The organism is Micromonospora sp. H33, from assembly GCF_052068455.1.
Classification (GTDB): Bacteria; Actinomycetota; Actinomycetes; order Mycobacteriales; family Micromonosporaceae; genus Micromonospora.
The window spans coordinates 969,967-984,571 of record NZ_JBQHDE010000001.1 but is presented as its reverse complement, the minus strand read 5'-3'; the positions used below and the strand labels follow the sequence as shown (position 1 = coordinate 984,571).

The window sequence follows — 14,605 nt, the reverse complement described above, 5'->3', positions numbered from 1 at the left end:
CTGGTCGGGAGCCGACGTTGGCGGCGAGCCGGCCGCAGGGTCCAGGCTCTGCCGTGCCGTGCCGTGCCGTGCCGTGCCGTGCCGTGCCGCGCCGGCGTCGGCGTCGGCGTCGGGCGGGCGCAGCGCCGGCGGGACCGGTTGATGGGTGCCGGTGATGTGCTGGTGCGGCCGCTGTCGAGCTGCCCCGTCTGTAGGACCACGATCGCTGCGACGTCTGTAGGACCACGATCGCTGCCCCATCTGTGGGGGCAGCTCGACAGCGTCCGCCACAGCGGGTCGAACCCCGGCGGACGGTGTCCGGAGCAGGAGCGGGTCAGGACGGCAGCAGCGGCACCGTCTCGCCACGGGCGATGGTGCGGACGCCGCCGTCGAGGCCGCGCCGGCGGGCCTCGGCGACGAAGTGGCCCAGCGGGGAGCGGAACACCGGGTAGTCGTCGTAGTGGATGGGTACGGTGAGCGCCGGCCGGATCAGCTCGACCAGGTCGGCGCCCTGCCGGCCGTCCATGGTGACCAGGATTCCGGCGATCTTCGTACCGCCCAGGTGGATGAGCATCGCGTCGATGTCCGGGTACCGCCGGGGGATGTCGGCCAACAACGGCTTGTTGAGGGTGTCGCCGGTGACGTAGAGCCGGAATGTGCGCGTGCCGTCGCGTTCCAGGTCGATGAGGGTGCCCATCACGTCGGGCAGCAGCAGGTCCAGCACGCCGGGACCGTGCTGGCCCGGCAGCGCGGTGAGCCGCAGGGTCGTCCCGTCCCGGTGCAGCTCGCGGGACTGCCAGGTGGGCAGGCCGTCCGCGGCGCGGAAGCCCCAGCGGCGCAGCTTCCGGCTGGCGGCGGGGGTGGTGACGATGGGAAGCGCGCGGTCTAGGTCCCGGCGGGCGACCCGGTCGAAGTGGTCGCCGTGCAGGTGGGACAGGACCACCGCGTCCAGAGCGGGCAGTTGGGCGATCTCCAGCGCCGGGTCGGTACGGCGGCGCGACCACAGCCCCTTGCCCAGGTACACCCGCTGCCCCCGGTGCAGGAAGTTCGGATCGGTGAGCAGGGTGAACCCGCCGATCCGCAGCACTGTGGTGGCGGTGCCGATGAACGTCACGTCCGCCTGCTCGGCCACGAGACCACCTCCGGGTTGACCCCTACCCCTGATCGCCCGGCTCACGCTCCCGGGCCCGGGGCCGCCCGCTCCGCAGCCGACTCGTCGAAGCGGGCCGACTCGTCGAAGTGGGCCGATTCGCCAGGGCCGGCCGACCCGTCGCGGCCGCGCGAGCCGTCGGGACCCGACGGCCCGGCGGCCGATCCGTCTGGGCCGGGTTGCCCGGCGGCGGGCCATCCGCGCAGTCGGTGCAGCAGGTCGGCGTCCGGTCGCAGCGGCAGTCGGTGCAGCAGGTCGGTGGTGACGCGCGGCGGGGTCGGCAGCCGCTCCACCAGCCGGGCCACCGCGCCGTTGGCGAGGGTGGCGCCGACCGCGGAGCCGGTGGCGATGGTCCAGCCGATCGGTCCGAGCGGTGTGCAGCCGAAGAACTGGCTGAGGCCGGGGGTCTGCACGACCAGGACGAGCACGCCCACCGAGCCGGCGGTGGAGATGAGGACGGCGGGGGTGGCGCCGCCGGCCAGCAGGGTCTGGCCGAGCTGCGTGCCGACCAGCGACACCAGGGCGACGGTGCCGGACCGGCGGGGTGAACCGGCCGCCCACCGGGCCAGCACCCAACCGGCGGTGGCGCCGAGTGCGGTGGAGGTGGCGCGCACCCCGATCTCCCGGTCCAGGGTGGCGCCGAGGGAGGTGTCCGGTCCCTCGCGGAGCAGGGCCTCGCTGTGCTCGGGGCGCGGCGGGCGGACCGCGATCGCCAGCGCGGGGGCGAGGTCGGTGAGCAGGTTGACGAGCAGCAGTTGGCGGCCGTTCAGGGCGGCACGGCCGTCGACGGCGGCGGTGACGATGCTGAACGCGATCTCTCCCAGGTTGCCGCCGACCAGGATGCTCAGCGCGTGCCGGACCGACGACCACATGGCCCGTCCCTCGGTGAGGGTGGCGATGATGGTCTCCAGCCGGTCGTCCATGACGACCAGGTCGGCGGCGGCCCGGGCGGCGGGGGTGCCGCGCTGGCCGAGCGCGATGCCGACGTCGGCGAGGCGGATGGCCGGGGCGTCGTTCGCGCCGTCGCCGGTCATCGCCACGCACCGGCCGCAGGCCTGCAACGCCTGGATGATCCGTACCTTGTGGGCGGGGGTGCACCGGGCCACCACGTCGGTGGTGATCAGCCGGGCGGCCAGCGCCTCGTCGTCGAGGTCGTCGAGTTCCGCGGCGGTGACCACCCGCTGGCCGTCGTCGGGGCTGATCACCGACGCGATCGCCTCGGCGGTGGCGGGATGGTCGCCGGTGATCATCACGGTGTGAACGCCGGCCTTGCGGATGCTGGCGACGGCCGGTGCGGCGCTGGCCCGGATCCCGTCGGCCAGCGCGAGCATGCCGACGAAGGTCAGGTCCCGGACGTCGTCGTCGGTGACGCTCTCGTCGTCCACGGCCCGTTCGGCGATGGCGAGGACGCGCTGCCCGGCGCCGGCGTGGCGGGTCAGATCGTGCTGCACCGCCGCCCGGTTCGCCTCGTCCATCGGCACCACACCGGCCTCGGTGCGCCGGTTCACGCAGCGGGGCAGCACGGTCTCCGGAGCCCCTTTGAGGCTGAGCAGCAGGCCGCCGTCGCAGGCGCCGACGGTGGCGTGGTAGCCACGGGACGGCTCGAAGGGCAGCCCTCCGACCGGGTGCCAGGCCGCCGCCCCGGTCTGCTCCGCCGCGCCGGCCTTCCGTGCCGCCCGGCGTACCGCGCGGTCGGTCTGCTCGGGGAGCTGCTCGGGATCGTCGGCGTCCGGGGTGGCGCGCAGCGCGACCGCGAGAACCGTGCGGAGGTGGTCGTCGAGCTGGTCGACCGGGGCGTACCGGTCCCCGTCGCCGACGCCGGACAGCATTAGCCGGCCCTCGGTCAGCGTGCCGGTCTTGTCGAAGCAGAGAACGTCGACCCGGCCCAGCGCCTCGATCGTCCGCGGGTTGCGGACCAGGGCACCGTGCTCGGCCAGCCGCCGGGCCGCGGCGAGCTGCGCGGCGCTGACGAGGAACGGCAACCCCTCGGGCACCGACGCGACGGCCAGGTTCGCGGCGGTCGCGGCCGTCTTCGCCAGGGGTACGCCCCGAGCCACGCCGGCCCCGGCGACGGCGATCGCCGAGCCCAGTGCGAGCGGTACGGCCTTGCTGGTCAGCCCGCCGAGTCGTGCCTCGACACCGCCGCTGGGCGGGGCGTTCCGGGCCATCGCCATGCTGCGCCCGGCCTCGGTGTCGGCGCCGGTGGCGACGACGACCGCCCGGCCCTGCCCGGCGGCGACGGTGGTGCCCTCGTACACCATGGAGCTTCGCTCGGCGACGGCGGCCGCGGCGACCGGCTGGTCGGTCTTGCCCACCGGCAGCGACTCGCCGGTGAGCGAGGACTCGTCGGCCTCCAGCCCGACCGCCTCGAGGACCCGGCAGTCGGCGGGTACGGCGTCGCCCGGTCCGAGGACGATCACGTCACCGGGGACCAGATCGTCGGCGGGCAACACCCGGTCGGTGCCGTCCCGCCGGACCCGGGCGGTGACCGCCGAGCGGGACAGCAGCTCGGCCAGGGAACGCTCGGTGTTGCGCTGGTGCACCGCGCCGATCAGGGCCGATCCGCCGACCACGCCGCCGACCAGGGCGGCGTCGACGAGCGAGCCGAAGGACGCGGACAGTACGGCCCCGGCGGCGAGGACCGGGGTCAGCGGGTTGGCCAGCTCGTCGAGGAACGCCCGGAGCAGGGTGGACGGCGCGCGCCCGTCGGGTCCGGCGCCGCCCCGCCGCCGGGCGGCCTCGGCCGACTCCAGCCCGTCGCGGGTGCTGCGGAGCTGATCGAGGACCGTGTCCACCGGCATCAGGTGCCAGGGCACCGCTTTGCGCGGGGCCGGCGCGTCGGCCGGGTTGGGCAGGTGGTGGGCGCGCCACACGCCGTTGGCGAACGCCAGCGCGGCGGTACCGTTCACCGCCGCCAGGGTCCGGCCGGGGAGCAGTTCCCGGTCGGCGGTGAACGCGGCCAGGGCGCCGAGTCCGGTGCCGGCGAGCGCGAGCCGGATGTTCTGCGCGGTCATCCGCCGCGCCACGCCGGCCGCCTCCACCACCAGCGCGGACACCCGCGGGTCGGTGCCGACCAGCAGGTGCGCGCCCCACGGCGGCAGTTCCTCGTCGCCGGCCATGCCGAGACCGCAGTCGGCGGTGCCGAGCGCGGTCCGGTCGCCGGAGATCAGCATCACCACCGCGCCGTCCCGTTGCAGCTGTCGGACCGTCCCGGCGAGCTGGTCGCCGCCGGGCAGGACGGCGTCGGCGAAGTGGCACCGGTCGGGGTCGTCGCCGGCGACGACCAGCCGCAGGCCCGCCCGCCGGGCGGCGGCGGGCAGAATGTCGACGCCCGGCGCCGGTTCCGTCTCGACCCGCAGCACCGTGACGAGCCGGTCGCCGCGCGCCAGGCCGAGCACCCGCCCGCCGGCCGCCCGCAGCCGCTCGCTCTCCGGGGTGTCGCCGGGGTCCGCCACGCCGAGCCCGTCCACCGGGCCGATCCGCCAGCCGTCGGCCTCCCGGCACGCGTCGGGCTCGTCCGGGTCGAAGAGCGCGAACGCCTGCGAGGCCACCTCGCCCGGGTCGGCGTCCCCGAGGGGGGCCAGGTCGGCGAGTAGCCCCCGGTCGGAGCCGAGCACGGCGGCGTCCAGGACGAGCGTGTCGATCCGGTCGAGTTCCCGCAGCACGCTGCGGTCCATGGCGATGACGCCGCGGCGCGCCAGCAGGTTGCCGAGCTGGGCGGCGTACCCCTCGCGGCCGGAGCCCGGGGCCTTGGGCAGCGCGGAGAGGCCGAGCGCGGCGCCCCGCTTGCCCCCGACCACCGGAGTGGCCGCCGCCGCCGCGACCGCGCCGGCATTGATCATCCGGGTCACGTACCTCTCGACCGGCCCGTCCGGCTTCGGCCGGGGCCGCTCGGTGTCCAGGGTGCGGGCCACGGCCCGTTCCGGGTCGCCGGTGAGCCGTGGTTCGGCCTTCGCCCACGCGGCGAGCTGGGCCCGCGCCTCGCCCCACTGCACGACGCGCTGGGCGCCGTCGAGCACGATGCCGGTCCAACCACCGGTCAGGCCCTGCACCACCGCCTCGGCCAGCGGGAAGAGCAGGTCGGCGCGGGGGTCGGCACGCAGTCCCCGGTCGGCGAGGGCGTGCAGCTTCGGGTGTAGGTCGACCGCGCCGAGCAGGCCGGCGACCTCCCCCGGCACCGGGGTGAACGGAAGGATCCGCGTGGCGGCCGAGATGGTCAGGCCGAGCGCGTCGGACGCGAGCGCGCCGAGCGTACGGGGGGTTCGCGGCCCCTCTTCGGGAGGATGCGGGGGCGGGATCTCTGGATCGGGCTCGTGGGGACAGGTGCGTTCGGCGCGGTCGACGGTCGCGATCAGGTGGCGCAGCTTCGGCTCGGGCGACTCCACGGCGACCACGACCCGGCCGGACGGCGCGTTCACCCGCGCCCAGGCCACGCCGGGTATCTGCTCCAGCGCCCTCTCGACCTGCCGGGCGAGGACGTCCCCGCCGTCCTGGCAGACGCCGTGCACCTCGATGTGGTGCCGGCCGGGACGGGACCACACCCGGCGGCGGGTCAGACCGGCGACCCGGGCGAGCCGGACGGCGGCCGAGCCGAGGTTCCGGGACGCCTCACCCACCAGCTGCGGCACGGCGGCCGGTGGGAGCAGGCGGCCGGCGACCCGGCCCAGCGGCGTCATCGAGGCGTACGACCGGACAGGTGCCGGCCCGACCCCCCGGTGCTGCTGCTCCCGCCGTACTCCATCTCGCCTCCCGTGCCTGCTCCTCCGGCGGCCTGGCTTCCCGGCCGGCCGTCCGTTATGCCCCGGCGAGCAGGGAAGTTTCCGCAGCTCGACCGGGCATGGACGGCCGACCCGGTGGAATCCGGGCGCCGTCGCCGTCGTTGGGTGATCACTGCCGGCCACCTGCTGGCGGACCAGCACCTGTCCGGGCTGGCCAAGGGGCTGGGCGAGGCGTTGGAGGCGGCCTGAGCGACCCGCGTCACGCTTGACCTCAACCGCGGTTGAGGTCGCACGCTGGGCGGGTGCTGATCGAGTGGCGGTGGCTCGGCGAGGGCCGTGACCTGTGGTGGATGCCGGTGACCGGTGCGAGTCGGGGTGCCCGGTGACCGCCACGGTGGCGACCCCGGCCCCACCCCCGCCAGCGGGCGGGCTGTTCGCGCCGCGCCTGCGGGCGATGACGGTGGGCGTCGTGGCGCTGGTCTCCCTGCTGGCGTTCGAGGCGCTGGCGGTCGGGACCGCCATGCCGACCGTCGCGCGCAGCCTCGACGGCATCGCCCTCTACGGCATCGCCTTCGGCGGGCCCTTCGCGGCCGGGGTGCTCGCGATGGTGCTGTCCGGCCTCTGGTCGGACATGCGCGGGCCCCGCGCGCCGGTGTGGCACGGCCTCGGGTGGTTCGTGGTGGGCCTGGTGGTGGCCGGGACCGCCACCTCCATGGGGGCCCTGGTGGTCGGCCGGGTGGTGCAGGGGTTCGGGTCCGGCCTGCTGTCGGTGGCGCTGTACGTGGTCGTGGGGCGGGCGTACCCGGAGCGGTTGCACCGGCGGATCTTCGCCGCGTTCGCGGCGGCGTGGGTGGTGCCGTCGCTGGTCGGCCCGGCCGTGGCCGGCCTGGTCGTCGAGCACCTCGGCTGGCGCTGGGTCTTCCTGGCGGTGCCCGCCGTGGCCGTGCCGGCGGGCCTGCTGATCCATCCGGGCCTGCGGGCGATCGGGGCGGTGCCGGTGGCGGGCCGCCCGGCCGGTGCGCTGACCCGGCTCGGCTGGGCCGGCGTGGCGGCGGTGAGCGCCGCACTGTTGCACATCGGGGGGCAGCAGCGTGGGTTCATCGCCGTCGCGCTGGTCGGGTCGGCGCTGGCCGGGCTTCTGGTGAGCGCGCCCCGACTGCTGCCGGCGGGGTTCCTCCGGGCCGGCCGGGGCCTGCCCACCGTGATCGGGCTGCGCGGGCTGGCGTCCGCCGCGTTCGTCGCCGCCGAGGTGGTGATCCCGCTGATGCTCACGCGGGAGCGGGGCCTGTCGCCCACCGCCGCCGGGCTGGTTCTCACCGTGGGCGCGCTCGCCTGGTCGGCCGGCTCGTGGTTGCAGGGGCGGATGCCGGCGCCACGGTCCCGCGCGACGCTGCCGAGGGCCGGCCTCGCCTGCATCACCCTCGGCACCGCCGTGGTGACGTCCGCCCTGGTGCCGGCCGCGCCGGTCTGGGTCGCCGTCCTCGGGTGGGCGGGGGCCGGGCTGGGGATGGGGCTGCTCTACCCGTCGCTGTCGGTGCTCACTCTGGAGTTGTCCGCCCCGGGAGAGCAGGGCCGCAACAGTTCCTCGCTGCAACTGGGTGACTCCCTCTTCGCGGCGACCGTCCTGGCCCTGACCGGTGCCCTGCTCGCCGCGAGCGCGGCACCCGGTCCGGGCAGCTACGCCGGCACGCTGGCGGTGGCCTGCGGGCTGGGGCTGCTCGGCGCTCTGCTGGCCCATCGGGTGGTACCGGCGGCGATCCGGTGACGTCGCACGGCCGGCCGGGCACGGCCGGAAGATCCACTCGCCGTCATTGAAACCGGGGTGTCGAGGAGGCCCGGACACCGCGACTTCAGGGAAGTCGTGAAACGGCGGTCAGCGGAACCACCCCGCTCCCGGGTCGTGGCCCGAGAGGATGGCGGGCGATGGACCTCCTCGGCACGTTCCCGATGGCCGTCGTGATGGTCGCCGGGACCCCGCTGGTCACGGCGGTGTTCCTCGCCTCGGCCGAGCGGCCGCGCGCCGCGTCGCTCGGGTACCTGGCCGGCGCGGCCGCCGTCGTCACCGTCGGGACGACGGTGAGCTGGCTGGCCACGCGCACCATCAAGGTCAACCTGACCGCCGGTGGTGCCGCCGGGCGCTGGACGATCGAGACCTGGATCGACTGGTTCGTCGTCGCCGTGCTGGTCGTGCTCGCGGTGGCGGTGTTCCTCCGGCGGCACGGCGGGCCGCCGTCCTGGCTCGGCCGGCTGCAGCGGGCCCGCCCGGCGTACGCGGCCCGGCTGGCGGCGCTGCTGCTGGGCGCCATGCCCACCGACGACCTCACCATGCTGAGCGTGGGGGCGCGCACCGCCCGCCACGATCTGCCCTGGTGGCACCTGCTGCCGTTCGTCCTGTTCACGCTGCTGCTGCTCGCGGTGCCGCTGCTGACCCTGCTCCTGCTCGGGGCACGGGCCGCCGGTGTGCTGCCCCGGATGCGGGAGTGGGTCGACGGGCACTCCTGGGTGATCAGCGAGGCGGTGATCGCGCTGTTCCTTGCGTTGACGTTGCTGGACGTGCTGCGATGATTTGGCTCTCGCCGGGTACCTGAGCGACACGTACGGGGGAACCCCCGCGAAGTGAACGTTCGAGCCGTTCACGTCCGACCTACGGTGACGCCATGTTCACCTTCGTCACCACCGTGCTCCTGTACGTCGGCGGTTTCGTCTTCCTCTACGGCGTGATCCGGCTCGCGATCCGGCACGCCATCGAGGAGGTGGAGGTGCGCCGGATCCAGGCCGAGCGCGCCGAGGAGTTGGCCGCCCACCGTGACCGGACCCTGCTCCGCGAGAACGGTTTCCTCACCGGCAGCTAGGGCGGCGCTGTCGCTGGGCGGTGCGCCCGGTCAGGTGCGAGGATCGCACCCGTGATGGGGACGCTGAAGACCGAACCTGCCCGTACCCGCCCGGACCTGCTCGCCCCGCCGGTGGCGGCCGCCCTCGAACTGTGGCCCGCCGACGCGCCGGTGGACGCCGACGACGTGCTGGTGGCGCCGATCGACGCCGGCCTGGCCGACACGGCGGCGTTCTGCGACGCGTACGACGTGGGCCTCGACGTGTCCGCCAACTGCGTGGTGGTGGCCGGCAAGCGCGAGGGCGTCGTGCGCTACGCGGCCTGCGTCGTGCTGGCCACCACGAGGGCGGACGTGAACGGCGTGGTCCGCCGGGCGCTCGATGTGCGCAAGGCGAGCTTCGCCCCGATGGCCGAGGCGGTCGAGCTGACCGGCATGAAGTACGGCGGCATCACGCCCATCGGTCTGCCGCAGGAGTGGCCGATCCTGGTCGACTCGCGGGTGATCGCCACCCCGCACGTGATCATCGGCTCCGGCGTACGGCACAGCAAGATCGCGCTGCCCGGGCCGGCGCTCGGCGCGTTGCCGAACGCCCGCGTGCTGGAGGACCTGGCCCGACCCGCCTGAGGTCGGGCACGGTCATCGATACCGTTGCACGTGAAACATGATGATCATCGATCGGCGGTCTCGCGACGGCGGACCTCGTTCAGTGCGGCGAGCAGGGTCTCCGGCTCCTGGGCGCCGGTGACGGCGTACTTGCCGGCCAGCACGAAGGTCGGAACGCTGGAGACGCCGAGCTCCCGCGCGGCGGCCAGCTCCGCGCGGACCTCCGCGACCCGCTCGTCGGAGTCGAGGAAGGCGCGCGCCTCGGTGGCGTCCAGACCGACCTCGCCGGCGAGCGCGGCCAGCGCGTCCCGGGAGCCGACGTCGACGCCGTCGGTGAAGTGCGCCCGGTAGAGCGCCTCGACCATCTCGGCGGCGCGTCCGCGCTCGGTCGCCCAGGAGACCAGCCGGTGGGCGTCGAAGGTGTTGGCGGCGACGGCACGGTCGAAGTCGAGCGTCAGCCCCACGCCGGCGGCGACCCCGGTGACGTGGCTGAACATCTGCACCGCCCGGTCGTGGCCGCCGAACTTGGCGGCGAGCGCGTCGACCAGCGGACGCGGCTCCGGCACCGGCGTCGGGTCGAGCTGGAAGGGCCGGTAGCGGATCGTCACGTCACCGTCGTACGACGTGAGGGCCTGCTCCAGCCGGCGCTTGCCGATGTAGCACCACGGGCAGACCACGTCCGCGTAGATCTCGATCTCCATGATCGGTGACAACTCCCAGTTCAGGCTGTCTGTTCCCGGACCTGCCGCTTGAGGCGGGCGAGGATCGCCGTGCCGCCGCGAACCCGCAGCGGGCTGATCGCCTGGGCCAGTCCCATCCGCTGGTACAGGTCGTCGGGGACGGCGAGCACGTCGTCCGGCGTGGCACCGGCGAGCCCCTCGGCGAGGATGCCCGCGAACGCGCGGGTGGTGGGCGCCTCGGGCGGGCAGTCGAAGAGGGTCTCCACGGTCCGGTCCGGGGTCACCCGGGCGCGCAGGAAGAACGCCGTCTGGCACTCCGGCACCTGCTCCATGCCCTCCCGGTCCGCGTGTTCGGGCGGCAGGGGCGGGATGACGTCGGCGTACTCCAGCAGCATCTCCAGCACGACGTCGCGGGGCGCGGCGGCGAACTCGTCGACGATCTCGGCCAGCCGTTTCGGCATCTCGGGCATCCCGCCAGGCTACCGCCGCGGCGGTCGCGGGACGGCCGGTGAGGGGACGGGGACCGGCACGAAGCGGGCCGGGACCTGGCGGTCCCGGCCCGTCCCCCCGTCGGCTACCCGGTCAGGCGTAGCCGATCGCCCACACCTCGTCCTCCTCGTGGCTGCACGGGTCCCATTCGTAGTCCACCTGCACGCAGACGCGGAACGCGACAGCCCGTCCCTCGCCGAAGTTGTGGTCGAAGTACACGGTGTTGCCGACGTCGCCCAGTCCCCAGTGGGTGCCCGTCTGGGTGGTGCCGTCCTTGCGGATGTAGACGTACTCCAGGTAGGGCCGGTTGCCGTAGCTGCCCCGCTTGGTCAGCGAGAAGTAGTCCCCGTCGTGGTTGAACTTGCCCTCGGCGACGAACTTGCCGTCGACGTACACCCGGGCGAAGGCGTTCTGCCCGGCGAACGCCGGGCTGCTGATGCCCAGAACGGCGGCGGCACTCAGGGCGAAGCTCGCCAGGATCGTCGACACCTTCTGCTTGGTTCTCGTCATCGCGTACCTCTCGACTCCACTGACAGACGTTGACGGAAGCGCATGGAACATCTGTTCCGCACCGGCCGGTGACTGCCGTCGATGATGGTGCTCGTCCCGGCGCGGGAGCCGGGGTCTGGACATCCATGGACGACCATGGACGCGCCATGCCAGGCTTCGCTTCATGGCTGATGACGCGATGACGAACGTCGATCCCGGTTCCCTGCGGACGGAGCAGGAACTCCTGCGGGAGTTGAGCCGGCTCCGGATCAGCGCCGCCCGTCGCCATGGAAAGGCCCGACTGTCGCTGAAGGATCTCGAGGCGGCCACCGGGGTGCCGAAGAGCAGCCTGGCGAACTACCTCGCCGGCCGTACGCTCATGCCGGTCGACGTCCTGGACCGCGTGGTGCTCGCCCTCGGTGTGCCGCCGGCGGAGGCGGGTCGGTGGAGTGCGGCGTGGGAACGGATCGCCGATGACCGGCTGTCGGCCGGTCCGCGGGAGCCAACGCCACCGGATGCCGAGCCGGATGCCGGGGACACCGGCAGCGCGGCGGCCACCGTGCCGGAAGAGGCGGCCGGACCCGACGGACCGGCCCGGGTACGCCGTCTGGTGCCCGCCGCGGCGCCGCTGCTGGCCGTCGGGGCGCTGCTCGCGGTGGGAACGTGGTTCGTCCTGCCCGCCGAGCGGGAGGACCGGTCGGCGCCGGGCCGGTCGCCGCGCGACGTGGCGTCGTCAGCGCCGACCTTCGCGCTCGTCTCCGGGGAGAACGTCGCGCGGATCCGGCCGGCCCGGACACCGCAGCTGTGCCTGACCGAGGGGAGGGAACACACCGGCCGGTACCACTCGGCCATCGCCGTCCAGCGGCCCTGCGACAACGCGGAACCGCCGCGCACCCTCATCGAGCCCGTCGGGGACGGTCTGCACCGGATCAAGTGGGATCACCCGGAGCACGGACGAGCCTGCCTCACCGTCCTCGACGGCGGTCCGGCCAAGGACATGCTCGAACCGTGGAACGACTGCATTCCCGGGCGGCGCTCGCAACTGTTCCGCATCGAACCGGTCGACACCCCCGCGCCCGGCGCCTACCGGGTGCGGGCCGCCCACACCGGCTACTGCCTCGGCATCCGCGACCACGAGACGGCCAGCGACGCCGAAGCCGTCCAGCAGCCCTGCACCGACGCCGGCGACCAGGCCTTCATGATCGACCTCCTGCCGGCGGGTTGACGGCCAGGCGGAACGGGCCGGCGGCGCACACGCGCCGCCGGCCCGTTCGTCTCACACCGTCGGGGCCTGCTCGCTGATCTGGCCGAGGGCGGACTGGGGGTCGAGCTGCATGGCGAGGTCGCCGAGGGAGACGATGCCCACCAGCTTCCGCTCGCTGTCGCAGACCAGCACCCGCCGGACGCCCCGCTCCCGCATGAGCGCCGCCGCCTCGCCCGCGGTGCAGTTCTGCTCGATCATCACCACCTCGCGGGTGATGATCGAGCCGATGGTCGTCGCGGCCGGGTCGCTGCGCTCGGCGACGGCCCGCACCACGATGTCCCGGTCGGTGAGCATGCCGGCGAGCGTGGCCCCCTCGGTGACGACCACGTCGCCGATGTCGGCCTCCTTCATCACCTTCGCCGCCTCGTCCAGGCTGGTCTCCGCCGGCAGGTAGATGACCTGCTTCGTCATCACGTCGCTGACCTTGTAGCCGGTCATGGGAGCCCCTCCAGGGAAACGAATCCAGCCGATCGGGGTGCGGTACCCCGTGACGCCTCGACTACACCACACGCACGTCGTCGACGAGGCGTTCGACCAGACCGTCCAGCGGCAGCTCGGTGCGCTCGCCGGTGGCCCGGTCGCGCAGTTCGGCGTACCCGTCGGCGAGACGGCGGCCGACCACGACGGTGCGCGGGATGCCGACCAGCTCCGCGTCGGTGAACTTCACCCCGGCCGAGACGTGCGTGCGGTCGTCGACCAGCACGCGCAGGCCGGCGGCGGCGAGGCGTCCGCCGAGGTCGAGCGCCGCCGCCAACTGCGGGCCCTTCCCGGCCGCCACCAGGTGTACGTCGCACGGCGCGACCGCCGCCGGCCACACGAGGCCCCGCTCGTCGTGGTGCTGCTCGGCGATCGCCGCCACCGCCCGGGACACCCCGATGCCGTAGCAGCCCATCGTGGGCCGGACCGGCTTGCCCTCGGGGCCGAGGACGTCGACCGCGAAGGCGTCGGTGTAGCGGCGGCCGAGCTGGAAGATGTGCCCGATCTCGATGCCCCGGCGCAGGGTCAGCTCTCCCGTGCCGCAGGCCGGGCAGGGGTCGCCCGGCCGGACCTCGGCCGCCTCGATCGTGCCGTCGGGCACGAAGTCCCGACCGCAGACGACGTTCGTGGCGTGCCGGCCCGGCTCGTTCGCGCCGGTCAGCCAGGCGGTGCCGGGCACCACCCGGGGGTCCACCAGGTACCGGATGTCGAGCTTCGCCATGACCTGCGGCCCGATGTAACCGCGGACCAGTTCGGGGTGGCCCTCCCAGTCGTCGAACACCGCGACGGTGGCCGGTGCGAGCGCCGCGTCGACGCGCTTCAGGTCCACCTCCCGGTCGCCGGGCACCCCGATCACCAGCAGTTCCGCCTCGTCGGCGCCCGGCCGGCGGACGGCGAGGACGACGTTCTTGAGGGTGTCGGCGGCCGTCCAGTCGTCCCGGCCGGCGAGCCGGCGGGCGTTGGCCAGCTCGACCAGGCTGGCGATCGTCGGCGTCTCCGGGGTGTCGTGCACCTCCGCCGCCGGCTGCGCGTCCGGGTCGCCGGCCGGCGGGGCGGGTGTGGTGACCGCCTCGGTGTTGGCGGCGTAGTCGCACGCCGTGCAGCCGACGTACGTGTCCTCGCCGACCTCCGCGGCGGCCAGGAACTCCTCCGAGGCCGATCCGCCCATCGCGCCCGACATCGCGTGCACGACCGTGTAGTCCAGGCCGAGCCGGTCGAAGATCCTCCGGTAGGCGGCGCGGTGCCGGTCGTACGCCGCCTGCAGCCCCGCCTCGTCCAGGTCGAACGAGTACGCGTCCTTCATCAGGAACTCGCGCCCGCGCAGCAGGCCGGCCCGGGGCCGGGCCTCGTCGCGGAACTTCGTCTGCACCTGGAACAGCGTCACCGGGAAGTCCCGGTACGAGGTGAACAGGTCCTTGACGAGCAGCGCCGCCAGCTCCTCGTGGGTCGGGGCGAGCAGGTGCTCGGCGCCCTTCCGGTCGGCGAGGGTGAAGATGTCGTCGCCGTACTCCGTCCACCGTCCGCTGGTCCGGTACGGCTCCGCCGGGAGCAGTGCCGGGAAGTGCACCTCCTGGTCACCGATCGCGAGCATCTCCTCGCGGACGATCGCGGTGACCCGGTCGAGGACGAGCTTGCCCAGCGGCAGCCAGGTGTAGCCGCCCGGGGCCGCGCGGCGGACGTAGCCGGCACGCAGCAGGAGCCGGTGGCTCGGCACCTCCGCGTCCGCCGGGTCCTCGCGCAGGGTCCGGAGCAGCAGGGTGGACATCCGTAACAGCATTGCCGCAGCGTACGGCCCTGCCTTCCGGGGCGGCGATCCGATTTGTCGGCCGGCTGGAAATTGGTGGTCGGGTCGCCAACGGCCGGTTTCGCCCTGGTCCTGATCAACTCCGTCGACCACGAGATCTTGGAAGATTTCGCCTCAGGGG

At 74.3% G+C, this 14,605-nt stretch carries 12 protein-coding genes; 5 read left to right on the top strand and 7 right to left on the bottom strand.

What is annotated here, in order from left to right:
- Positions 1–313: 313 nt before the first annotated feature.
- Positions 314–1,111, bottom strand: coding sequence for an MBL fold metallo-hydrolase (locus tag ACTMS0_RS04680; RefSeq protein WP_441153812.1), 798 nt, complete (start codon positions 1,109–1,111; stop codon positions 314–316).
- 41 nt (positions 1,112–1,152) lie between these two features.
- Positions 1,153–5,805 (bottom strand): HAD-IC family P-type ATPase, encoded by a 4,653-nt coding sequence (locus ACTMS0_RS04675; protein WP_441153811.1) that lies wholly within the window; start codon positions 5,803–5,805, stop codon positions 1,153–1,155.
- Positions 5,806–6,229: 424 nt separating this feature from the next.
- On the opposite strand from ACTMS0_RS04675, the gene ACTMS0_RS04670 reads away from it, so the two are divergent.
- From ACTMS0_RS04670 to ACTMS0_RS04655, 4 genes are all read left to right on the top strand, one after another.
- Entirely contained in the window at positions 6,230–7,612 is a 1,383-nt protein-coding gene (locus ACTMS0_RS04670) for an MFS transporter (protein ID WP_441153810.1), read from the top strand.
- A 158-nt stretch (positions 7,613–7,770) separates the two neighbouring features.
- Positions 7,771–8,412 carry a GAP family protein gene (locus tag ACTMS0_RS04665; protein WP_441153809.1) on the top strand — a complete coding sequence of 214 codons (642 nt, stop codon included), beginning with the start codon at positions 7,771–7,773 and terminating at the stop codon, positions 8,410–8,412.
- A gap of 92 nt (positions 8,413–8,504) precedes the next feature.
- Positions 8,505–8,699 (top strand): hypothetical protein, encoded by a 195-nt coding sequence (locus ACTMS0_RS04660; protein WP_441153808.1) that lies wholly within the window; start codon positions 8,505–8,507, stop codon positions 8,697–8,699.
- 54 nt (positions 8,700–8,753) lie between these two features.
- On the top strand, positions 8,754–9,302 hold the full coding sequence (locus ACTMS0_RS04655; RefSeq protein ID WP_441154007.1) for a YbaK/EbsC family protein: 549 nt from the start codon (positions 8,754–8,756) through the stop codon (positions 9,300–9,302).
- A gap of 44 nt (positions 9,303–9,346) precedes the next feature.
- Here ACTMS0_RS04655 and ACTMS0_RS04650 read toward each other — a convergent pair whose 3' ends face one another.
- From ACTMS0_RS04650 to ACTMS0_RS04640, 3 genes are all read right to left on the bottom strand, one after another.
- Positions 9,347–9,982: a DsbA family oxidoreductase gene (locus ACTMS0_RS04650; protein ID WP_441153807.1), complete on the bottom strand. Its 636-nt coding sequence runs from the start codon at positions 9,980–9,982 to the stop codon at positions 9,347–9,349.
- A 20-nt stretch (positions 9,983–10,002) separates the two neighbouring features.
- Entirely contained in the window at positions 10,003–10,431 is a 429-nt protein-coding gene (locus tag ACTMS0_RS04645; protein ID WP_441153806.1) for a SufE family protein, read from the bottom strand.
- 112 nt (positions 10,432–10,543) lie between these two features.
- Positions 10,544–10,960 carry a hypothetical protein gene (locus ACTMS0_RS04640; RefSeq protein ID WP_441153805.1) on the bottom strand — a complete coding sequence of 139 codons (417 nt, stop codon included), beginning with the start codon at positions 10,958–10,960 and terminating at the stop codon, positions 10,544–10,546.
- A gap of 163 nt (positions 10,961–11,123) precedes the next feature.
- On the opposite strand from ACTMS0_RS04640, the gene ACTMS0_RS04635 reads away from it, so the two are divergent.
- A complete protein-coding gene (locus ACTMS0_RS04635) occupies positions 11,124–12,164 on the top strand; it encodes a helix-turn-helix domain-containing protein (RefSeq protein WP_441153804.1) in 1,041 nt (346 codons plus the stop codon).
- 51 nt (positions 12,165–12,215) lie between these two features.
- Here the strand turns inward: ACTMS0_RS04635 and ACTMS0_RS04630 are convergent, their stop codons facing one another.
- Positions 12,216–12,641 carry a CBS domain-containing protein gene (locus ACTMS0_RS04630; protein ID WP_441153803.1) on the bottom strand — a complete coding sequence of 142 codons (426 nt, stop codon included), beginning with the start codon at positions 12,639–12,641 and terminating at the stop codon, positions 12,216–12,218.
- A 61-nt stretch (positions 12,642–12,702) separates the two neighbouring features.
- Positions 12,703–14,457: a proline--tRNA ligase gene (locus ACTMS0_RS04625; protein WP_441153802.1), complete on the bottom strand. Its 1,755-nt coding sequence runs from the start codon at positions 14,455–14,457 to the stop codon at positions 12,703–12,705.
- Between the last annotated feature and the right edge of the window lie 148 nt (positions 14,458–14,605).